The organism is Pseudoalteromonas sp. TB64 (genome assembly GCF_000498095.1).
Lineage (GTDB): Bacteria > Pseudomonadota > Gammaproteobacteria > Enterobacterales > Alteromonadaceae > Pseudoalteromonas.
This window is the reverse complement of record NZ_AUTQ01000207.1, coordinates 18879-41794: the sequence shown is the minus strand read 5'-3', so window position 1 is coordinate 41794 and position 22916 is coordinate 18879. Positions and strand designations below refer to the sequence as shown.

The window sequence follows — 22916 nt, the reverse complement described above, 5'->3', positions numbered from 1 at the left end:
AACAAAACCGTAGGTGCGATTTTACATCGCGCTCATCTAACCTTAACCACTAAACACCGAGGCGCAGATTGAACACAATTAATCACTTTTTGGTGGTGGTAATAATCTACCTAAAGCGAGGTATAAAACCTCACTTACATCAAAACAAACACCGCACTCAACAAAACCGTAGGTGCGATTTTACATCGCGCTCACCTAACTAACCTTTCACTTAGAGTTGTTATGTAAATGCTTTAAAAGTTTAATAAATTAGCTGGCGAATATTGATCTGTCAGAACTTTGGTGTCAGCTGGCCAATCTTGTCCGTCTTTAGTGAAATCCATAAACTCACTTATTGCTTGTATGTCTATACCGTATTTTACTAGCCGTGGTGCTAATGCTGTTACGCGAGCGTTTATTTGCTCATTAGTAGGCGGCGTTTTAAGCCCCGCTAAAATAATACGATTGCTGCGATTTTCACGATTTACGTTTATAAAGTCGCCAAATACAGCGTGATAGGTTGCCGATTCATGTTCGTACAATTTGCTGCTCGAAAATGTATTAGCCGCAATTACACCGCCATCAGTTAATACACTTTGCACTTCTTCAAAAAACTCTTTGGTAAGTAAATGTTCAGGTATGTAGTCACCATTAAAGGCATCTAAAATAATCCAATCGTATTTTTCTTTTTTAATCGCTGCGCGTTTTATAAAAATACGACCATCTTGCACACTTGATGTAACCGCGTCGTTTTCTATAAAGTTAAAGTAATCACGTGCCACCTTAGTAACCGCCGGATCAATTTCTACGTTATGAATTTTCGCAGCAGGGTATAGCTCATGAATAACATTAGAAAGCGTACCGCCACCTAACCCTATAATAAGCACATTTTTAGGATCTTCGATCACTAAAAGGCTCGCAAAAGTCAGCTTGGTATAATTAAAAACGAGTTTGTCGGGGTCGTTTTTATACATACAGCTTTGACTGGTTTGGGTACTTTTAGAATTAAACTTAAGGCAGCGTAAGTCATGCGTTTCTTCAACAATTATATTGCGATATAACGAGCGTTCTTCATGAACAACCTCACTAAACGCAGAGCTCGAAAGCACAATTAACGGCAGTAATAAGTATTTAAGCATGAGCAAGCTCCTTTTTATTAACCAAAGTGTTAATAACAATAGCTAGCAAGCCGAGCGATCCAAGTGTTAAAGCAAAGGCGCTAATAATTGTGTTTACATCAAACGCGAGTACAAAGTAAAAAGAAGTGATAATAGTACCCAGTGCGCTACCAAGCGTACTTACAAAATAAAGTCTTCCCGCTACCTGTCCGCTTTTTTCGCTTTCGGTTACCAGTAAACGTACAGAGTAGGGTGAAATCATTCCTAAAATAATTGTTGGAATGAAAAATAATGCAGTTGAAGCTAAAAGCGAGCCATAGCGACTATCTTCAATATGGGTAAATATAAATTCCATTATTGGCTGCGAAAATAATGTAATAGGCACCACCATAATACTGGCGACTAAAAATATTAAACCATATTTTGTTAACGACGCATTTTGAGTACTTAACTTACCACCAAGTAAATACCCAAACGACAAGCTAAGCATAAACACGGTTATTATACTTCCCCAAATGTGCACACTACTTCCAAAAAAAGGCGCGAGAATTCGCCCGCCTAAAAGCTCAATTCCCATAATGCAAAAACCACTGCAAAAGGCTAAAAAATAAATTAATGCGTTTGTATTTAAAGTCATGTAATTATCGTTTGGTAACTTAATAGATCTCTATACTAACGTGATGTAAACATGCCCGCCAGTGTAAAAATCATTCGGTAACAACCTTTTAAAAACAAATTAGCCGTGTTTAATATTAGCTGCACGTAACAAAGTAACTCTGCAATAAATTAAATTTTCTGTGGATAAACACATAGCGCAGGCTAAAAGTGACTAGTAATATAGGGTTTAATGGCATCGCTACTTAATAAAAAGCACAATTATGTTGGGCTACTCATCAGCGATTTGTATTTTTTAATGGCTTATGTATTTAGTGATACAACTTAAAAACTTTTATACTTAAGTGATATTTCGCTTTGAACGATAACCGAGCATTGGAGACTATAATGTATAAACCTAAAGGACTGTTATTGAGCGCAATGATCAAAAAATGTGGACTCATTGGCGTTATAGTTACCCCACTTTTTAAGGCAACCATTTGTAGAATGGGCAGGCTTTTCTATTCGTTATTCGTTTTGGGCTAAAGCGTATTATGAGCAACAAAAAGCCAAGGGTAAGCCGCATAACAGCATTATTAGATCACTGGCATTTAAATGGATAAGGATTGTATTTAGGTGTTGGAAAACGAATACACCCTACGATGAATCGACGTATTTAGCTGCCTTAAAACACAGAGGCTCACCACTTTTAAAATTTGCAGTTAATAGCTAAATTTTACTAGTCGTCCACCTCAGGGCGTGTTGTTAGCATTCAACTTCCTCGATAACAAATTGCCCAGATGATTCCACCCAACTTCCGTTGGGAACGTCTAGTTGATAATTACCCAATTCGTTGTCCGATATTATTGGGAGCAACGAATTAACCATAAATAATTTATCATTGTCTTCGTCAAGCTCGAAACCTTCGTAAGTACCAACAACACTTTTTGATAAGGATTTGTTATTTTTATCGGTCAACTGCCAGTCAGCGTGCCAATACCTTAAATTGGCGTCTTTCAATTCGTTAAGGGGAAAGCAATTTTTAAACCAATCAACATTGCCAATAAAATAGCAAACAATGGTAAGGTCAAAATCGGGAAAATAAACTTCAGCTTCACCCTCATTTTCGCAACTACATGGACTAATGCTTTTGACGACTACTCGATACTTCATATTGAATACTAACGCTCCAATAAGGGGCTAAAAATTGTTTGCTAAAATGTTGAGGAACGAAACAGCAAACTGTTTTTAGTCCTGCTTAATTGGCTTGTATGGTGAATTTATACTTGTACCATATAGAAACAGTTTTCCAGTGGAATTTCTTCCGGATAATCAGCCATAGAAAAACCAAGTTTTGTATAAGCTTGAATTGCACTTTTATTATGCCCTAATACAAACAGTGAGCATGAATCAGTTTTTAACTCTGTTTTACCCAGAACACCCAACTTTTGTATTAAGTGGGAAGCGATACCTTGCCCGCGAAAATTAGGGTTAACAATTAATCGACCAAGATGACACTTATCAAGTCTTAAATAATATTGCCCAAATGCCAATAAATCTCCTTCAACCGAAACTAGAGAGAATGACTTTAGTGAATCAAGTTTTAAGTCGCTCTTAAAAGAACTTAAATCAAATGGATATCTAAAACCAGGTCCAGACCAAATACTTAATTCTTCCTCGGTCGAAAACCAAGACATGATTTCAATAAAATTTGCATCAGAAGGTTCATTTAAACGCATATTCACCTAACGAGGCTGTAGAATAACTCTAACAGCCAAATTCAATTAAAAAACGAGCTCCTGCAATTAATTCTAAGCGTTGTTAAGGCATTAGGTAATGCATTTGAACTCCATAAAACTGGCTGTTTTTCTTAAAAAAGAGTAATTCTACAACCTCAACGCCTAATTAACTGGATAAAAGCGGCGGGCTATAATCGCGTAGCGATGTCTGCCGTTTTTATTCCAGTAAAATTTCTTGTTATATACCAATTTAATCGGAATACTCTGAAAGGAAAATGGTTATTTTGTGCTTTAAACATATTTCCATTAATTCTAAAGAAATTATAGGTCCACCTCCACAAGCATCTTCCCTTACAGAAAAACCAAAATCTGCGATCCAACCTTCGCCTGTAGCAAGAATTGCAGGGGCATCTTTAAGCCACTTTTCGAAAATAGTAAATTGAGATTTAATGTCCCAAATATCTTCTGCCAATTTTAGAACATTTTCTGATTTATCATCAACAACTCTTCTAATCCATATCGCCAATGCTAGATAATCCTTTTGGTATATAACGAAACTGTAGAATAACTCCAACAACCAAATTCAATTAAAAAACGAGCTCATGCAATTAATTCTAAGCGTTGTTAAAGCATTAGGTAATGCATTTGAACTCCATAAAACAGGCTGATTTTCTTAAAAAAGAGTAATTCTACAGCCTCAACGCCTCAAAAAGAGGCAAAAAATAGTTAGCTGAAATGGAGTAAAGCGAACAGCCCGCTGTTTTCAGGCATTGTTTAACAGCTTGTTAAGAGCTTTTATAGATATTCCCAAAAATCTAAGAACCCTTCATCCACACCAAACTCTTTTTGCTGAAAGACGGTCAACTTTGATTGAAACCAAACACTGAAATTTTCAAATACCTCTTCACATTCAAGATCATCACCCCAATATTTAATTATCTTTCCCGTAGAAATGTCAATGCAAAGATAATCCCCCCCATTTCCATCTGCAAATGGCACGAGTAAAGCTGACCAGCCATTTATTAGTCCACCTTTTTCAGATAAATTGAAATTATTAGTCGCTTCGTACCACTTCATCATTGATTCAATTGAATACAGCTGACCTTCCTCACATAGTACATTTCTATGCGAGGTTTCAGTTTGCCCATTGTGAACTTTTAAATAGCTTTTAAAATCTTCGGGTAGTTTACCACCTATTTTTTGTTCGAAAATCTCTAGTTCTTTATCTGATACAGGAGGGTTCAAAGTATCTAACACTCCTTTTGCATTATCCTTTAAGAATACCTCTAACTCGCTCCAAATTTGCTCAATTTTCATAAATTGCTTCCCTTCTAATTATGAGTAAGACTGCTCGATAACAATTTTTTCTACGACATTTATCGTTTTATAAAGCGATAAATGTCCATATATTACAATGCATTTATCTTAACCACCGAATAAATATCTGTAAACGTTTAGTTAACTTAAAATCTTTTTATTAGTGCGGAAGTGCGCTAAAAAGGCGCAGAGTAATAATATTGAACCTCTAACAAGCCTGCCTATACACACAGCCATTACTTGTTAGAGGTTCATATCATGAAATCACCTTTTCTAACTATGATTGACGAACAAATGTACCTAAAACGTTATGTTAAAAGTGCCATTAAAACGTATTTATAGTGGGTAGCTTCGTTTATTCGTTTTAACTCTATGAAGCAACCAACAATGGAGGTAATGAGGTTGAACTTTTTTTAACTCATCTAGGGTTTATAATCTAGTGAGCTCGGTAAAAGTAGAACAATGCTTCCGCGTCCTGCTCACGCCCCTTATCTACAAATAAAACGATGCCACTAAATTTACTTTTTGGTTAAGCGTTCATCTATTTTTATGCCGTCACTCGCACACCACCCATTAAAGTAAGTCTCTATTACTACTAAACCCCTATTGCACGCATAAAAAATAAACCTGTCACTGTTCTAAAATTTTAAATAACTTAGTGATAGTAATCGCTTAAGTAATTTGTTAAAAAAGGTATAAATTTAAGCAAGCAGATCTCTTAATATGCACAGGATAATATGCGTTCAATTCAACTTTTAGGTTTAATCTGCTCACTTGCCGCATTTACTTTGTTATATTGGACGTTAGCGCCAATAACATCACAAAGTAGCGGACCAGCTACGAGTGCATCAGGCTTAGTTTTAATGTTTTTTTTTGCACCGCTGCTTGGATTTTCCGCCTTATTACAAATCCCATCTTCATTAGCATTAATAAATAAAAAATTGCGTACCAGTAGTTATTTCTCAGGTAAGTTTTGGTACTGCGTTTGGGGTTTAAATAGTTGCTTATCTTTAGGCTATCTTACAGCCACTGTTTATTTAGCTTATATTTATCAAGGTAAATAACCCTAAAATCCATCCTAACCTTTGCGACATTGTTTATTAAGCACTCTAATTAAGTGTTTCGATAGCTCCTCATAACATGGGTAAAGTATTGTAAATTCTATGAATATACTCAAATAGATTTGTATAGTGCGCAATATACAAGGTCATTATATCTCGATAAAAGGTCATGTTTACTATGAAAAAACTTATCGTTGCGCTAATAATATTAGGTTGCGAGTTATTGACTGTAGCCAATGCTGCAGAGCAATTAACGGCTACTATTATTGGGTCAGGTTCACCCATTTATAATGAGAACCGAGCGAGTGCAAGCACGTTAATTTCGCTAGGTGACACACATATTTTGGTTGATATGGGAAACGGCACGCAAGCCAACTTAAATAAATTAGGCTTTAATGCTAAAAATATATCAGCACTATTTTTAACCCATCATCATCTTGATCATAACGAAGAATTTGTTCCTATGTTTATTGGCTCTCTTTTAGGTCAGGATAACTTCACTATTATGGGTCCGCCTAATACCGTTAAGCTCACAGAGTTAAATTTAGAGCTATACAACGAAGACATTTCATATCGTTTAAGCAAAACAAACCGCACACTTGATGAGCGTAAAAATGCGTTTGAAGTAAAAGATTTAAAGGGTGGTGAGTCGTTTAAAATAGACGATATTGTTGTGACTACACTCAAAGTACCCCATACAATTTATACTATTGCCTACCGATTTGATTATAAAGGGCAGTCTATCGTTATTACTGGTGACCTTACTTATTCTGACAAACTACCTACATTTGCTAAAAATGCCGATTATATGATCATTGATTCGGGCGGCATGATAATGAAAGACGGACGCCGTAAAAATAAAAGCGGCAATAAGTCGTCTCAAAGTCGAGAAAATAAAAAGCCCAAAGGAAATGCGCATCTAAACCTAGCTGACTCAAGCTCTATGGCTAATAAAGCGAACGTTAAAAATTTGGTATACACCCATTTTAATTCAACGGTTGTTGATACCGTAGCAAGCATGAAAGAAATTCAAAAAAATTACAGCGGCAATGTAATTTTTGGTGAAGATTTAATGGAGCTAAAAAATACGCCTCAAACTACTTCTCCTAAAGTAGCAAACAACTATACCATTGTTGATACTAACCAAAGAGTTGCTTATAGCAACAATGACGTTATTGAATTACCGCAAAGCGACGATGCTTTTTTTGGTCAAGATGCGAATTACATTATTAATCCGCCTTCGTACACTGATAATCATAACGGCGCAGTTACCGATAATGTAACGGGATTAACCTGGCAACAAGAGATGGGTAGTAAACTGTCTTTTGAAGAAGCACTAAAAAAAGTTAATAGTGTAAAATTAGGTGGCTTCAGCGACTGGCGAATACCGACTATTAAAGAGCTTTATTCTTTAATTGAATTTTCTGGCAGCGTGAAAGGAGATAAAGCGCTTTATCCTTTTATAGACACCAATTACTTTAATCAGCCTATTGGTAACACAAGTGCAGGGGAGCGAGAAATAGACGCGCAAACGTGGTCAAGCACCGAATACGTTGCTAAGACCATGAAAAGCGATGACACTGTTTTTGGCGTAAATTTTGTTGATGGCCGCATTAAAGGCTACCCAAAATATAATCCGCGCACTCAAGAGCCTAACAAAATGTACTTTAGGTTTGTTAGAGGAAACACTGATTACGGAAAAAACGATTTTGTTGATAAGAGTAACGGCACTATTTTAGATACCGCTACAGGATTAACGTGGCAAAAAGCCGACAGTAACAAGGGTCTAAATTGGCAACAAGCACTGCAATACGCTGAGCAGTCAACTTTAGGCGGTTATAACGATTGGCGCTTACCCAATGCCAAAGAGCTGCAAAGTATTGTTGATTATACTCGCTCGCCAGCTACATCTGATTCTGCTGCGATAGATCCTATTTTTGAAACATCATCAATTATAAATGAGGCCGGTGAAAAAGATTACTCATACTATTGGAGCTCTACAACTCACCTTGATGGTCCGGTGCCAGAAGAGGGCGCGGTATATATTGCCTTTGGTAAAGCTTTGGGTGAAATGCGCGGTATAACACTTGATGTGCACGGCGCGGGCTCTCAACGCAGCGATCCTAAAGTAGGAGAACCTACATCGAGAGGTCCGCAAGGCGATTTAATTCGAGTGAATAATTATGTTCGTATGGTAAGAGGCGGCGTAGTTGATGTAGCAACAGGAACCTTGTTAGAGAGTAAAAGTGAATACGCTGATATTAGCTTAACCCAAACAAACAACTCTCAAAAATCTCAAGCAACACCAGCGAATAAAAACAGTAATTTTATTAAACGATTTGATAAGAATAATGATGGAAAAGTAGAACGTTCAGAGTTTAAGGCTTCGGATCAACGCTTTAAACATCTCGACAAAAACCAAGATGGATACATAAGCGCAAATGAAGCGCCAACAGGTCCTCCAAAAAAAGATCGTTAAAGTTATTTTATTAAATATAAAAGTGAAGCTAATCGAAAAAGGTCGCAGTAAATATACTGCGACCTTTTAGACTTAATATTTAACTCACCTAAACTTAGTAAGCGCCAGCGCTGTAAATAAGCTCGTAGCTGTGGCTGTAAATTTCTAAAATATTACCAAACGGGTCTTCCATGTAGATCATGCGGTATGGTTTTTCTCCTGGGTAGTAATAACGTGGTGCTTCCATACGTTTTTTACCGCCGGCTTCTACTATACGCTCCGCTAAGCCTTCTACATCTGGGTCTTGAACACAAAAGTGAAAGATGCCTGTTTTCCAGTATTCAAAGTTATTTTTTGGGTTTTCTTGGTTTTTAAATTCAAAGATTTCTACACCAATACGATCGCCTGTAGATAGGTGCGCTATTTTAAATTTTTCCCATTTTTCGCCAAATACTTCTGTGCACATTTCGCCAATTGGGCTTTTGTCTTCGGTAATTAAGGTAGGTTCCATTATTGTGTACCATCCCATAACCTTAGTGTAAAACTCAACGGCTTTTTCAACGTCGGGAACCGAAATACCTATGTGCGAAAAACTACGTGGATATGTATGACTCATAATACTTCCTCTTTAACTTGTGACTTAGCTTGTGACTAATCTTATGACTAGTTGATGGAGTTAGTTTACGAACAGGGAAGTATTAAGTAAAATTATCATTAATCATCATTTTGAGTATGCTTTGTAATGATAAATCCTACATGGTTAAACACATTTTGCACTTTGGTTGAGGTAAATCATTTTACCCAAACTGCCCAGCGCCTTTACATGACGCAATCAGGCGTGAGTCAGCATATTAAAAAGCTAGAGCAGCAAGTTAACTGCGCCTTACTTGAGCGCCACGGTAAGCAGTTTTCGCTTACGCCACAGGGCCAAAATTTATATCAGCAGGGCAGTCAACTTCTTAAAAATTGGCAGTTTTTAGAGCAACAGTTAAAAGATGATTCACCCTATAGGGGATCTATAAAAATTCAATCACCGGGCAGTTGTGGTTTAAAATTTTATAGCCAGTTGCTAACACTGCAATCTGAGCATGAAGGGCTGACTATTGATTACCGTTTTGCGCCTAATGAAAGTGTGGAACAAGCAATAGCAAATCATAGCGCCGACATTGGCTTTTTAACTCATCCGCCTGTGCTTGGCGAAGTAACAAGCCACAAAATAGGTAAAGAGGCGCTATTACTTGTAACACCTGCAACAATTAAAACGCCAACGTGGCAAACATTATGTAACTTAGGATTTATAGGTCATCCCGACGCAAAACACCACGCGCAATTATTACTTAGCGAAAACTACAGTGAGTTTGAACATATTGACCAAATAAAACGGGCGGGGTTTTCTAACCAAATTAGTTTAATACTAGAGCCTGTAAGTTTAGGATTGGGCTTTACGGTATTACCTGCTCATGCTGTAGGAGCATTTAATAAGCCTGAGCTTATTAAAACGCATCATTTAGTAAATCCAGTTAGTGAATCTATTTATGTGTGCCATCATCGAAATCGACCGCTGGCAAAACGCATGAATACTGTGATTGAGTTAATTAAGGCGGGAATTAGTAATTAGGTATACGTTTATAAACAAAACGCGGTGTAAGTAGTTAAAGCGTAAACCCCCTTTACACCTATGGCACGTTACACCATAGGCAAAAGGGGATATAAAATTAGTTAACGCTTTCTAATTTTGCTTTTAAATCAAGTAAGTCGGTTGCGATTGTATTTGGTTGTATTTCCCACGGATCGAAAATAGATTCTTTTGAGCGTTGAATCCAAGCGGCACGCATGCCATGCGATATAGCACCGGTTACATCAAACGGGTTACTTGATACAAGCCATGTATTTGCACCTGTTGAATTTGTTTCGCGTAAAAAGTGACTATAAACCCCTGGGTTTGGCTTAAAAGTTTTAACATCGTCGGCACTTACTACCCCTTCAAAAAGCTCATCAATACCAGCCGNGTTTTTAATAAGGTATGAACCGCATCGGCAGCCCCATTTGAAAATGCAAACAAACGGTAATCTTTCGCTTTTAATTGTTCAAGACCGGCTTTTACATCGTCGAACGCAGGAAGTGTTTTATAAAGCTCTAGCAGCTGTGCTTTTTGCTCGTCACTCAGTTCGATTTTGTGCGCTAAGCAAGCGTAGTCGAGCGCGTGTTTGGTACATAGCGAGAAAGGAATATAATTTTGCATTAACCCACGTCTAAATGAGTATTCTAATTGCTTTTCGCGCCATGTGTTTGAAAATGCTTGGGCGTTGTCGCCAATCATGTCGTCGAGTAAGGACAGTACGCCATGGGTGTTAATTAGCGTACCGTATACGTCAAATGCAAGTGTAGTTGCCATGTTTGCCCTTGTTATTTTAAATTAAATTTATAGCTTAATTTCGCTAATTTGGATTTGTGGCTGGGTATTTGTAAAGTTAACTAGGTCTGCCAAAATTTTATCTGCGTGCGGTGCAAATGAATTTTGAAATACTTCTACCGATTCAAAAACAAGATGCCCCATTGCAATATAAGTTGGTGCTTCATTTGGTGTACCGCCAGCAAGCCCAGCATCTGCGGAGCCACTAATTAATGCATCACCTAGTAAATCGGCAATAAGCGGAATATGTGCATTGCAGTAGTAGTCAAAATCGAATTGAGCATCGGCTGCGTTTGGGTAAAGTACTGAAACTTTAATCATTGAGACTCTCCAGTATAAATAAGAATACTTACACGTTAAGGCTTAGGTAATAGTAAATAAAAAAGTTACCAAGATAACTACGCATCACTTTGAACGATCGCTCAAGAATTATCAAGCTCTCAATTAAAATTGTCTAAAATTAGAATCATTAATCTACAAGAATTAAATTCGAATAATGTGAAAACTATAGAGATAGGTGCCTAAAAACTTAGCACCTACAAAATATAATGGGAACGAGCGATTAGTATTTCAACCGCAAAACTAAAGATAAGCTGTAATGGGGGTTTACATTAAATTTAGACAATCGTTTCTTGAACTTTATAACCGAATGCACATTTAGTTTAACTCAGCCAAAAAACGCTTGCGGTAACGTTTAGTTAGCTTTAACGATCTGAGCTGATCCGTTATTAACGTAAATAAAGGGGATGCGTTTGTTTTTACCGATTTACCTTCTCCAACACGGCGTATTTGCCTTTTAACCAATGCCATTATAGCAAGCCCAGCAAGGGTTTTATCTCGCCAAGTAACATTGGGTAACACGGCTAATTGCAATGGCTCATTTTGCCATTTATTTGGTAAATTGGGCTGATATGCAAGCGCAGTAGCGACTCCTACTAAAGCAACTCCACTTTCAATTACATTATTTGCAATAGATAAACGACTGATGCCGCCAGTTGTCATTATGGGTATTGAAGAACGCTGGCTAATTACTTTTGCAAACTCTAAAAAATATGCCTCGCGGGCTAGTGTGCGCTCATCGCCGGTTTTGCCTTGCATTGCCGGCGCTTCGTAGCTGCCACCTGAAAGCTCTACAAAATCAACATTGAGCTCATTAAGTAAATCGACTACAACTTGCGCATCACTTGGTTCGAACCCGCCTCGTTGAAAATCTGCAGAGTTTAACTTTACCGATACCGAAAAAGTAGGCGAACAAAGTGCTTTTATATTGCGAGTAATTTCCAGCAATAAACGCGCTCTGTTTTGTAAGCTTCCTCCCCACTTATCGCTACGCAGATTGGTAAGAGGCGATAAAAACTGAGCTAGTAAATAACCATGTGCAGCATGTATTTGTATTCCATTAAAACCTGCTTTTTCGGCTTGTTGTGCTGTTTGTGTAAAGCGGGTAATAACATCATCAATCTCGCTCTGCGTCATTGCTTTTGGTACGCCAAACAAGTGCGAGTGCTTACCCATATTAAGTGCAACACTTGAGGCTGAAAGAACCTTTCCGCCCATTTTTTTAAACACCTGCCTACCTGGGTGATTAATTTGCATAACCACTTTGCAGTTGTTTTGTTTTGATAAGCGAGCAAGTTCTGCAAATGCAGTAATATCAGTATTTTGCTCAAGCACAAGACCACCAGGACCAGTCATGGCTAAATGATCAACCATTACATTACCCGTAATAATAAGTCCGGTACCACCTTTAGCCCACGCACTATAAATATTTTTAAGTGTTTGAGAAGGCGTTTGATCCTCTTGTGCTAGGTTTTCTTCCATGGCGGCTTTGGCAATACGATTTTTTAATACTAAACCACTAGGTAGGGTAAACGAGGTAAACACAGGGTTATGCATAATTATTAGCTAATTAAATTGACATTGAAGTAACTATAACCTTAAAGTTAGCTTTAAGGTCAATATACTAAGTTTATGTAAAGTGGAGTAATTATTAGTTATGAAAATAGGCGAACTTGCTAAACTTACCAACACCCCCACCAGTACAATTCGCTTTTACGAAAGCAAGGGCTTACTAAAACCGAGCACTCGCAGTGCAAACGGCTATAGACAATACTCACAACAAAACCTAGAAAAGCTTCAGCTAATTAAGTTCTCACAAAGCTTGGGGTTTTCTCTAGATGAAATTCCTATGTTACGTAACGAAAACGATGAGTTAGACCACACCGTAATAATTAAACGCTTAGAGCAAAAACAAAAAGAAGCCGATGAGCTCATTGTGCAAGTTAAACGTAAATCAGAACGCCTAAGTTCTTTAATTACATTACTTAATAGCCATTGGTCAAAAGGACAATGCCTGCCAAGTACTACTTTACATCAATTATTAGCTCAATCAGATTCTTGATCATCATAAAATTATAGAGCAAATTAAACCTAATGATTTATAAATACATAGAGGTAATAAAATGATTGAAGTAATACTTGATCAAGATGCTAAAACAAATGAATTATTGATAAGTTTTACGAATAAATATAACAAAGTATGTTTTATAGATCATATGCGTATATTTAAAAATGAAAGGTACACTGTCGCATGTCTCGATATTTATGATCTGGCGGGAAAAAAAATATCAAGATTAAAACATTTAAGGCTGCGCGCACCTAAATTCCCTGACGATTACCTAAAACTTGAAACAGGACAAACTTATTTAGCATCGCTTGATTTAAATAAGCACTTTAAGATTGAAACTAACGAAATAATTGTTCAATACAACTGTTATAACAGCTCTCCTATTTCAGAAGAGCGTCAAAAAATGAGTTCAAATAAAATAACCATGTGCATGTAATGTTGATCACTTAAACTTTTTAATACCAACGAGTACACATACAGCGCCGCCAATAATACCAGCCCATGCTTCTATTGGCGTGTCACCGCTAAACGCACGGCTTAATTGCGACGTTGCTGCGCTATAAACATCATAGCCCCACACTATTAGTGCAATACCTATAACGATTAAAACAATTCCTATAATCTTATTATTCATAAATACCCTTAAGGTTTAATTTGTATAAACGAAATAAAAATAAATCAGGATTAATCTAATTCTAATTGAGCACGCTCAACACTTTCGCTGGGTAACTCTTTTTGTACCGATACACCTAACTCTTTAAACTCAGACGCTTGTTTAATCAAGTTCCCTTTACCACGATATAACTGTGAAAATGCTTTGTCGTAACTTTCTTTTGCTTTATCAAGCTGCTTACCTACGCCTTCCATACTTAATAAAAAACCATTAAGTTTGTTATAAAAACGCTCGGCACGGTTTGCCAACTCTTTTGAGTATTTGGTTTGCTCTTCAAATCGCCAAAGTTGTTTAACAATATTTAAACTAGTAAGCAGCGTAGTTGGAGTAGCAACGAGTATATTTTTTTCAATTGCTTGCTGATAAATATCACTTTGATATTTAAGCGCCTCAACAAAAGCCGACTCTATTGGTACAAACATAACCACAACCTCTGGCGAGTTAAGACCAGGTAAGCGGTCGTACGATTTGCTTGCTAGCTCATTTATACGAGCTGTAACAGCGTTTACATGCTCTTTGATTGCTTGGTTAGCATCTAACTCGTTTTCCGCATTTACGTAGCGAGTATAAGCGTTTAGCGATGTTTTAGCGTCAATAACTAAATGGCGACCTTGTGGTAAGTACACAACTACATCAGGGCGAAGACGACCCTCTTCGGTGTTAAACGACACTTCGCGTTTGTAATCAACGCCTGCACGTAAGCCTGCGCTATCTAACACGTTTTCGAGCATTAGCTCTCCCCAATTGCCTTGGGTTTTCTTTTGCCCTTGTAGCGCATTACTGAGCTTATCGGCCTGATCGGTAATAGCTTGGCTTTTAGCCTGCAAATGCAGTAACTCTGTTTTAAGTGCCGTACGTTGTTTTATATCTTCAACGTGTATCGACTCCATTTTTTCTCTAAAGCCTTTTAGCTCGCCTTGAACTGGTTTTAATAATTGCTCAATGCTTTCTTGATTTAACGTTTTAAAGCTTTGCGATTTTTCTTCTAAAATTTTGTTGGCTAAGTTTTCGAATTCTTTTTTGAGCATATTTTTACTTTGCTCAATTTGTGCAAGTTGCTCAGTAAAGTTTTGCTGTTTTTGCTCAAGCATGGTGCGCATATTATTTAGTTCAACATCGCGTTGATTGTATTGCTCACGCAGGGCAGTAAGTTCACTTTCAGCCTTACGCCAAAATTGATTGTATTGAATACTTTGTTTTTCTTGTTCACTAACGCGCGTTTTAAAATGCTGCGCTTCATCGCGCTGCTCTTGATGGGTATGTTCAAGTAATTCGTGATCTTCAAGCAACGTGGTGTATTGCGATTGTTTATTATCGAACTGATTTTTTAATAGTGAAAGCTGCTGTTGTTGATCGCTTATTTGTTGATTTAATTTTTTGCGAAGCTGCGATGATACAACACCATAAAATACAACGCCTAGAGCAATACCAGAGCCTGCGCTTAACCAATCTATATTAGTGAGTATTTGAGTGAACATAAAAATAAACTTATAAAATTTAGAGACATGACATCATAACCAATAACAACCAATAGAAGTAGGGGAGCACAGAAATTACAGGCATAAAAAAACCAGCTCAAAATAAGCTGGTTAAATATTACTAAATTAAGTAATCAAAGGGAAAATCAACATGTGCCTGAGTAAGCTGCAACTTAAATACCCGTTCACAAAATAAATTAAATTATTATGCGAAGTTGTATACAACAGGCACTACAGTAGACCGGCAAACGAGATAATTAATTCAAAATAATTTTATAACGTTAAATAAAGTAAATTTACTTGGATTGTGTTTGATATGGATATAAATTTTGTGCATAAAAAAAGCCAGTTTAAAATAAACTGGCTTAATTATTACTAAAAATAGTAATCAAATTGGGGGGAAATCAATATGAAACTTGAATTAACTGCAATTAATCACAAGCATAATAGTAGACGGTCTCTTTTCAATTAAGTTCATAATAAATTCGAAATTATTTAAATAATATTTTAGCGGTAAATTTTAGACATAAAAAAAGCCAGTTTAAAATAAACTGGCTCAATCATTACTAAAATTAGTAACCAAATGGGGGAAATCAACATGAAGCTTGTATTAACTGCAATTAATCAACAAGCATAATAGTAGACGGTTTGTTTTTAATTTAGTTCAAATAATTCAAAAAATAATTTAACGGTGAATTTTAGGCATAAAAAAAGCCAGTTTAAAATAAACTGGCTCAATCATTACTAAAATTAGTAACTAAATGGGGAAATCAATATGATGCTTGAATTAACTGCAATTAATCAACAAGCATAATAGTAGACGACCTATTTTTAATTAAGTTCATAATAAATTCGAAACTATTTAAATAATATTTTAGTGCTAAATTTTAGGCATAAAAAAAGCCAGTTTAAAATAAACTGGCTTAATCATTACTAAAATTAGTAACTAAATGGGGAAATCAACATGATGCTTGAATTAACTGCAATTAATCAACAAGCATAATAGTAGACGACCTATTTTTGATTAAGTTCATAATAAATTCGAAACTATTTAAATAATATTTTAGTGCTAAGTTTTAGGCATAAAAAAAGCCAGTTTAAAATAAACTGGCTTAATCATTACTAAAATTAGTAACTAAATGGGGGAAATCAACATGATGCTTGAATTAACTGCAATTAATCAACAAGCATAGTAGTAGACGACCTATTTTTAATTAAGTTCAAAAAAATAAAAACTTTTTTAAACTAATTTAATTTTTAATGAGCGAAAGCATTTGTTGCTCGTCAAATTTAGTAAAGCTCATTGATTTATCGGTAAATAATGCATCTACGAGTGCTTGTTTGTCCTCTTGCATTTTAAACACTTTTTGCTCTATTGAATTACTCATTATTAGCTTATATACAAATACAGGGTTGGTTTGCCCGATACGATAAGCTCTATCAGTAGCTTGTTTTTCTACAGCAGGGTTCCACCACGGATCAAAATGTATAACAGTGTCGGCTTGCGTAAGGTTAAGACCAGTGCCGCCCGCCTTTAAGCTAATTAAAAATACCGATGTTTTACCGCTAGTAAATTCGTCAATTACTTTATCGCGATGACGTGTTTGCCCTGTGAGCAAACTAAAGTCTATATTTATTTCAGCAAGGCGTTGGGCTATTAAATCAAGCGCCGATGTAAACTGACTGAATATAATAACTTTACGACCCAGACTTAACATAAGTGGTAAATGAGTTGCGAGCCATTCAAGCTTTGCAGATCCAGCATGCGTATCTGGTTCAATTAATTTTGGATGACAACAAATCTGCCTTAACTTTAATAACGCCTCAAGAAAAGCAAGCTTACTTTTTTGCACACCTTGTTCAGCAAACAAATCAGTCAATTTTTCTTCTAGTGAGCGCGTGATCCCTTCGTACATCTCTTTTTGTTTAGGCTCAAATTCAAACTCTTTAGTTAGCTCGGTTTTTTCAGGCAGTTCTTGCGCTACTTGTGCTTTAGTACGGCGTAATATAAACGGCATTATTAACGCTTTTAGTTGCTCAGCGCGTTCCATGTCTGCATCACGTTCGATAGGAGTTTGAAAATGCTGTTTAAAATGCGCCTGAGAACCAAGTAACGATGGCATTGCAAAATCAAGTAACGACTTAAGCTCAAATAAATTATTCTCGATTGGCGTACCACTTAAGCATAATTTAAAGTCGGCATTAAGGCGTTTAACTAAACGCGATACTTGTGCTGTATCGTTTTTAATATATTGCGCTTCATCCAAAATTATATTTTCGAAATACAGCGGCGAATAATAAGCAATATCACGTTTTAGTAATGGATAGGTTGTTAATATACATTGCGATTGTGCTAAATGCTGCAGCGGTTCGTTACGATTCGATCCAAAAATAGTCGTTACTTTTAAACCTTTCGCAAATTTAGTAATTTCGTTTTCCCAATTACTAACCAAACTTGTAGGGCATACAATAAGTGTAGGACCCGCTTGAGGGCGATTATACGTGCTAGTCAAAAATGCAATAACTTGCAGTGTTTTACCTAACCCCATGTCGTCCGCTAAAATACCACCTAATTTATGGCGCTTTAAAAAGCTTAACCAATCTACGCCTTGTTGTTGGTATTCACGTAGTACAACTGAGTCATTCAAGCCATGTAGCGATACAGTGGGCATTGTACTATCTGAATTATTTAATTCTTCTAAATAACTCTCTAGTGTGTCGTCATGCAACTCTACATTAATTTCAGTATGTTTAACTAATTGAGGTAAATACGAGAGCGGAATATTAAATTCATCTCGGGTTTTTACAAATTCAAAACGTTGCTTAAATTCGTTAAGTAAATTTATAGCCGATTTATTAATAACACCAAATTGACGACCAACTGGGTAATAGTGAAACAACTCACTTTGACGGTTTAACGATTGATAAGCTAAGTCGTCATTGTTAAACAGTAACGCTGCTTTGGCATCATGCAGTAGCACTTTACAGTGCATTTGGTGCCCAATAGCTCTGTTAACATTTAGTGTTACTTCACTTTGTGGGTTAGCAACATTTACTTTGGTTACACTGACTTTCCAGCCACGTTCTTTAAAGCTTGGGAATAACTCGTAAATTAACCAATGTAAATGAATAGGCGATTGCTTAGTAAATATAAACTCACTTTGTAAACCCCCTTTACAAAACTCAAAACCTAAATTTACTAACTCATTAGTAACGGTATTCTCGAACGCATTATTAATTAGATTTTCAGGTGCAGAACCAGCTAAATAATTTTTATTTTTATACTTAAATAATAACGACAGTGTTAAACCACGTTCTTCCATCGTTACTTTTAAAACTGCATTACTTGCTGCTTTTGGTAACGTTGTTTTAGAGTTGGTAGGGTGAGGAATAACTCCCGCACCAAAGTTATCAGCAAGCTGTTTATAAATTCGATCAAAATTAGTATCGTGTAAAGCAGGCATGGTTTGTAAATGCGATATTTCGTCTGCACTTAATGGTGTACGTATACGACCAATTTTTAAGTGATCTAGGTCTAGGTAAGTAGGTGGGGTTGTTTTTATTAACGCCCAGTTTTTACTTTGATCTAGATTAATACCTAACTGGGTCACGTCTTTTTCTTGCTTCCAGTTAAAACTCAGAGCCTGACCACTTTGTGGTTTTATTGCGACACGAGAACGTTGCAAAAATAGTCGCTCTGTGGCTATTAATTGCTGTAAAGCATTAAAGCCCCACTGACCTTTAAGTTCGAGACTACCCACAGCATTTTGAGAACGGATCCAACTGTACAGCCTAAAATCGCTTTCGAGTAAATCGCTTGGCGTTATAAAGCTGTTGAGTTGTTGATCTGTAAGGTTACGACCTAACGTGTAATTTTGATTTTTGTCGTGGTTGGCTAATTTAGGAGATAAAAATACTTTATTATTTTCAATATCTAATACAAACAATAATACTTGAGATGGTACGTTTTCTTCTGCGCTTTTAAGAGCACTTAATTCGCTAAACCAGTCATTAATAAAGTAGTCTTCACCGTATTCACCTGAGTGCTCTATTTTTAATTTTAATAAAATAGCAGCTAAGTGGCGGCATTTAGTTTTTATATTACACGTACAGTGTGTATCAACCGAATAACCAGTTGGTAATTTTATGATCTCAATACGTTGGTTAAACGGGGTGCCGTTATCACCTAAGACAGTTGAGTCGACCACCGAAAAATTGGGAGTATGTTCTAACCAAGTGATTTTGCCGTTTTTATAATACTCTTTGGCTTTAGCAAGAACATTGGGCCTAAATAGCTTTTTAATAAAACGTTCAGAAAGAGGAAACTGGGTAGCCTGCTCATTTTTAATTTCTTCAAAAATAGCGAGTAAATCATTTTTTGATAAGTTAGCAGACATGTCACTCTAAGGATTAGTTTTTAAAAATAATTCTGCCAGTATATGCCTTATGTGCTCTGAGCTAAAGCAATATTAACACTATATAAACTGGTTGGAGCTGATAGGTTAGTAAAAAAGCGGTTTGTGGCAATGTAAACCAAAATTTTACTAAGTTAAGTTCGACTAAAATAATAAAGGTAAATTAACAGAAGGTTTATTAGCATTACTAAGAACTTCACAGATCAGATTTTTACTAACAAATATTAAAAATGAAGATATATGATTAAAAAAGAGAGGTCAGTTAGTAAAAACATGATCCTTTGGTATTAATTTGGCCAATTTAGCGAAATATACGGCGTTAAAGATCAAGTTTTTACTAACTTAAAACTTAATAAGATCAGTATTTAACTAACACAGGGAGTTAAATAGATCATTATTATACTAACTAATTAAATGCACTTAATAACTTAGTAAGTTGCTCTAAGCGCTTGTCTGTCATAACTTTATTGTCTATTTTAACCGAAACATCACCGCTTTTAAGATTGCGTTGAACTGAAACAAAGTTATTTTCTAGTACAGCTTCTCGTTTTGAGGCTGTTTGAGGTTCAGCCGTTAAACATTTAGTAATAGCCATTGCGCGCTTGTCGTCAGCTTCAATAGCATTTATCTCAACATTACTAGCTAGGTCAGCTACGAGTTGATTAAAGCTCTTAGGATCACGCTCCTTTGCACTTACAAGCTTTTTAGCGACTTCTCTGCCTACGTGATTAGCGGTTGGGTAAAGTGCTATTACATTTGCAGGAATTTGCTCATACGCTTTTATCGCGTCGGCAACTGCGGTATGTGAAACCCCTTCTATTGAAGCAATTTCTCTGTATGAACCTTTTTTTCCTTGTTCAATCAGATCATTTTTAGTTTGCTGATAAGCTTGTCCTAGCTCCCATAAGCTTGGAGCAATGTATTGATCTGACGAGACTGCTAAAATTTTAGCGTCTTGATCTGTAAAATCACTAGAGCTAAGCACCAAGTAATCAGCGTTACCTAAAATACACGCCATACGACGACGAGAACCAGCTAAAACTAAGCTTGTATCTCCTTGGTCCCAAAGTAGAGCGGGATGCTGATTACGACCATCATGCGCAATTGCTGGCAATATATCAGATACAGACTTCTCGTTTAAAAGCGCCTGTACACGACGGTTTTTACCATAAACACCGGTAGTTGATTCTATGTCTTTATGCGATATAACTTTACACACAAGTGTTATTTCGCGAGATTGATCGCTTGGTGCTGGCATTCTTATTACATCGCCAGCATTGGCTTGTTCTAAGAGGGCATCTAGGCTGCTACTGCCTACGGCTGTTGCAAAGGGATCTAAGCGGGTGTCGTTTTTACGTTTTTTAGCCATTTTTATTTAACATCCTTACTTAGGCGTGTTTATTTTTGATTGTGTAGATTTCCAGTTTGATCTAATTAGCATTTCGAGTTCATCGACCACATCTTTTATGTTTTCTTGTGCTCGCATAAGCGATTCTCGACTTGCTAAGCTATCAGATGCTTTTTGATCAAATATGGTATTAAAAGATGAAGAACTAGCCGTAATTGCTGAGCTGTGATTGATTGGATAGCTCATTACTTGACGACCAAAGGCACTACGAACATCTTTAACAATATCGCGTTGTGAATGATTACCTTTTACATAATTGGTAACTAAAAATTGCATAAAGTCCCAGCCTTCATGACCAAGAGCCGCAACGGTATGATAAATTTCACCTAAACGTTTTAAGTATTTATTGTTTGCATCAAAATCAACAGCTTCTGGATGAACAGGAATTAACATGGCTGTTGAAGCCATTAAAGCATTGTAAAACATAAAGTTAAGAGTTGGAGCTGTGTCTATCAGTAAAATATCAAATTGATCTTTTACTGGTTCTATAACTTTTTCAAGTAACTTATGATAATGGCGAGTTTGCTCATAATTTGAAGTGTCTTTGAGTAAAGTAGCTGTTTCGTGCTCAAAGTAAAAATCATCCATGCCTGATGGTAAAACACGAATATTAGGAATATGAGTTGGTAAAAAAGAATTAGATACAAATTCAGACCAGGTTTCACCTTCATCTAAATCTATACAGTCACGCATTAAGTCACCGACCGTAATTGGATCGTGTTCACTTGAAGGGAAAAAGCTTGAAGAAGAACCTTGAGGATCTAAGTCAATAATACCAATGCGGTAACGTTTAATATTTGTTGTAGCAAGGGCTGCAGCAATGTTAACCATACTGGTCGTTTTGCCACAACCACCTTTGAGGGAGTTGATAACAATAACTTGTAGTTTATCGTCATCAGAGCGGTGATCTGCTTTGATATCCATGATATCAGCCATGGCAAAAATATTTACCAATGTGTAAGCATAATGACCATTTGCACCACGTTTTATGTTTAAACCATCAAAATCACCATTATCATGGCGTCTTTTTAATGTACGATTATTACAACCTAATAAATCAGCTGCTGCTTTTTGGGTGTAAGTTCGTAATTCTTTTTCTTCTGATTTAAGATGAGCGCGATAGTGTTGAATACGTCCTTCTAATGATTTTTCAGCGACCTCGGCAGTAGCTTTTAAAAGCCGATAGGTATTTAGCGCATTATTGTTGATAGACATACTTTCCTTCCTCAAAGTTAGGCAGTTAGTATAATGTCCATTCAATTAGCTGTAAACAACTATTTAAGACGACATGCTTTTTAAAAAGAAGACATCTAATAATATTTTTACACCTTTAAGATTGCTTAGTATAAATAAAGAAGTTTAAAGTTGGTTAAATATATAAGGTAATAAAGGTTAAGGGTGTATAATTAGCTCATAACATTATGATAAGTATGAATAATATATAAAAAAGCAGATCACCTTTATACTTGGTTAAGATCAGATCTTTATTAACACTCAGATCACCTTTTTACTAACCTCTATTTTAAATGTAGAGTTATGCACAACTTACGCAGTTAGTTATAAACAAAATTACACGTGTAGATCAGTTTTTTACTAAGTAAATTATAAAGTTATGCACTGTTGTTTGTCTAAGATAGCGCGTTTAATTAGTATAGATCTGATCTGTAGTAAGTACAGATCAGATCTATTCCAACTCAATATGTGTTTATCCACAGGGCATATGCTTTTATTTAATAATTGTCGTGTTTTATTTTATAAAATAACGATTACAATGGACAAAATAATTGATGAGTTAGTAAAAATTAGATTTATACACTGCTTGTTAGTAAAATATTGATCTGAAATAACGATAAACA

At 36.2% G+C, this 22916-nt stretch carries 19 protein-coding genes and 2 pseudogenes; 6 read left to right on the top strand and 15 right to left on the bottom strand.

Annotated features, from left to right (window positions below; translation table 11 throughout):
• Nucleotides 1–233: 233 nt before the first annotated feature.
• The gene (locus L647_RS0117335) at nucleotides 234–1118 is read right to left on the bottom strand and encodes a fused MFS/spermidine synthase (protein ID WP_024612169.1); all 885 of its coding nucleotides are present in this window, start codon (nucleotides 1116–1118) and stop codon (nucleotides 234–236) included.
• Nucleotides 1111–1734 (bottom strand): fused MFS/spermidine synthase, encoded by a 624-nt coding sequence (locus L647_RS0117330; RefSeq protein WP_024612168.1) that lies wholly within the window; start codon nucleotides 1732–1734, stop codon nucleotides 1111–1113. The genes L647_RS0117335 and L647_RS0117330 overlap by 8 nt, the downstream gene beginning before the upstream one ends.
• Before the next feature lie 385 nt (nucleotides 1735–2119).
• Here L647_RS0117330 and L647_RS1000000126515 point away from each other — a divergent pair.
• Nucleotides 2120–2424: pseudogene (locus tag L647_RS1000000126515) on the top strand (IS110 family transposase); the annotation flags it as partial.
• A 32-nt stretch (nucleotides 2425–2456) separates the two neighbouring features.
• Here L647_RS1000000126515 and L647_RS0117325 read toward each other — a convergent pair.
• The 4 genes from L647_RS0117325 to L647_RS0117310 all read right to left on the bottom strand — a co-directional run bounded on the left by L647_RS0117325 (nucleotide 2457) and on the right by L647_RS0117310 (nucleotide 4747).
• Nucleotides 2457–2864 carry a hypothetical protein gene (locus tag L647_RS0117325; protein ID WP_024612167.1) on the bottom strand — a complete coding sequence of 136 codons (408 nt, stop codon included), beginning with the start codon at nucleotides 2862–2864 and terminating at the stop codon, nucleotides 2457–2459.
• A gap of 107 nt (nucleotides 2865–2971) precedes the next feature.
• Nucleotides 2972–3430 carry a GNAT family N-acetyltransferase gene (locus tag L647_RS0117320; protein WP_024612166.1) on the bottom strand — a complete coding sequence of 153 codons (459 nt, stop codon included), beginning with the start codon at nucleotides 3428–3430 and terminating at the stop codon, nucleotides 2972–2974.
• Between the two features lie 250 nt (nucleotides 3431–3680).
• Nucleotides 3681–3956, bottom strand: coding sequence for a hypothetical protein (locus L647_RS0117315; RefSeq protein ID WP_024612165.1), 276 nt, complete (start codon nucleotides 3954–3956; stop codon nucleotides 3681–3683).
• A 269-nt stretch (nucleotides 3957–4225) separates the two neighbouring features.
• A complete protein-coding gene (locus L647_RS0117310; RefSeq protein ID WP_024612164.1) occupies nucleotides 4226–4747 on the bottom strand; it encodes an SMI1/KNR4 family protein in 522 nt (173 codons plus the stop codon).
• Nucleotides 4748–5484: 737 nt separating this feature from the next.
• Between L647_RS0117310 and L647_RS0117305 the strand changes: the two genes are divergently transcribed.
• A complete protein-coding gene (locus L647_RS0117305; protein WP_024612163.1) occupies nucleotides 5485–5811 on the top strand; it encodes a hypothetical protein in 327 nt (108 codons plus the stop codon).
• 175 nt (nucleotides 5812–5986) lie between these two features.
• Complete coding sequence (locus L647_RS1000000125910) at nucleotides 5987–8287, top strand: DUF1566 domain-containing protein (RefSeq protein ID WP_024612162.1); 2301 nt, start codon at nucleotides 5987–5989, stop codon at nucleotides 8285–8287.
• Nucleotides 8288–8381: 94 nt separating this feature from the next.
• On the opposite strand, the gene L647_RS0117290 is transcribed toward L647_RS1000000125910, so the two are convergent.
• Nucleotides 8382–8882, bottom strand: a complete 501-nt coding sequence (locus L647_RS0117290) for a lactoylglutathione lyase family protein (protein WP_024612161.1) — start codon at nucleotides 8880–8882, stop codon at nucleotides 8382–8384.
• Between the two features lie 126 nt (nucleotides 8883–9008).
• On the opposite strand from L647_RS0117290, the gene L647_RS0117285 reads away from it, so the two are divergent.
• On the top strand, nucleotides 9009–9884 hold the full coding sequence (locus tag L647_RS0117285; protein ID WP_024612160.1) for a LysR family transcriptional regulator: 876 nt from the start codon (nucleotides 9009–9011) through the stop codon (nucleotides 9882–9884).
• Nucleotides 9885–9981: 97 nt separating this feature from the next.
• On the opposite strand, the pseudogene L647_RS01000000124495 reads toward L647_RS0117285, so the two are convergent.
• From L647_RS01000000124495 to L647_RS0117270, 3 genes and pseudogenes are all read right to left on the bottom strand, one after another.
• Nucleotides 9982–10661 (bottom strand): annotated as a pseudogene (locus L647_RS01000000124495) (haloacid dehalogenase type II).
• A gap of 27 nt (nucleotides 10662–10688) precedes the next feature.
• Nucleotides 10689–11000, bottom strand: a complete 312-nt coding sequence (locus tag L647_RS0117275) for an EthD family reductase (protein ID WP_024612159.1) — start codon at nucleotides 10998–11000, stop codon at nucleotides 10689–10691.
• A 336-nt stretch (nucleotides 11001–11336) separates the two neighbouring features.
• Nucleotides 11337–12575, bottom strand: coding sequence for an NADH:flavin oxidoreductase/NADH oxidase family protein (locus tag L647_RS0117270; protein ID WP_024612158.1), 1239 nt, complete (start codon nucleotides 12573–12575; stop codon nucleotides 11337–11339).
• A 100-nt stretch (nucleotides 12576–12675) separates the two neighbouring features.
• On the opposite strand from L647_RS0117270, the gene L647_RS0117265 reads away from it, so the two are divergent.
• Together L647_RS0117265 and L647_RS0117260 are read left to right on the top strand one after the other, a co-directional pair.
• Nucleotides 12676–13080 (top strand): MerR family transcriptional regulator, encoded by a 405-nt coding sequence (locus L647_RS0117265; protein ID WP_024612157.1) that lies wholly within the window; start codon nucleotides 12676–12678, stop codon nucleotides 13078–13080.
• A gap of 61 nt (nucleotides 13081–13141) precedes the next feature.
• Complete coding sequence (locus L647_RS0117260) at nucleotides 13142–13522, top strand: hypothetical protein (protein ID WP_024612156.1); 381 nt, start codon at nucleotides 13142–13144, stop codon at nucleotides 13520–13522.
• Nucleotides 13523–13528: 6 nt separating this feature from the next.
• On the opposite strand, the gene L647_RS0117255 is transcribed toward L647_RS0117260, so the two are convergent.
• From L647_RS0117255 to L647_RS0117235, 5 genes are all read right to left on the bottom strand, one after another.
• A complete protein-coding gene (locus L647_RS0117255; RefSeq protein ID WP_024612155.1) occupies nucleotides 13529–13720 on the bottom strand; it encodes a DUF3185 family protein in 192 nt (63 codons plus the stop codon).
• 50 nt (nucleotides 13721–13770) lie between these two features.
• The gene (gene rmuC, locus L647_RS0117250) at nucleotides 13771–15237 is read right to left on the bottom strand and encodes a DNA recombination protein RmuC (RefSeq protein WP_024612154.1); all 1467 of its coding nucleotides are present in this window, start codon (nucleotides 15235–15237) and stop codon (nucleotides 13771–13773) included.
• Nucleotides 15238–16487: 1250 nt separating this feature from the next.
• Entirely contained in the window at nucleotides 16488–19634 is a 3147-nt protein-coding gene (locus L647_RS0117245; RefSeq protein ID WP_024612153.1) for a DEAD/DEAH box helicase, read from the bottom strand.
• A 424-nt stretch (nucleotides 19635–20058) separates the two neighbouring features.
• Nucleotides 20059–21021: a transcriptional regulator gene (locus tag L647_RS0117240; protein WP_024612152.1), complete on the bottom strand. Its 963-nt coding sequence runs from the start codon at nucleotides 21019–21021 to the stop codon at nucleotides 20059–20061.
• Nucleotides 21022–21036: 15 nt separating this feature from the next.
• Complete coding sequence (locus tag L647_RS0117235; protein ID WP_024612151.1) at nucleotides 21037–22275, bottom strand: AAA family ATPase; 1239 nt, start codon at nucleotides 22273–22275, stop codon at nucleotides 21037–21039.
• Nucleotides 22276–22916: the final 641 nt, after the last annotated feature.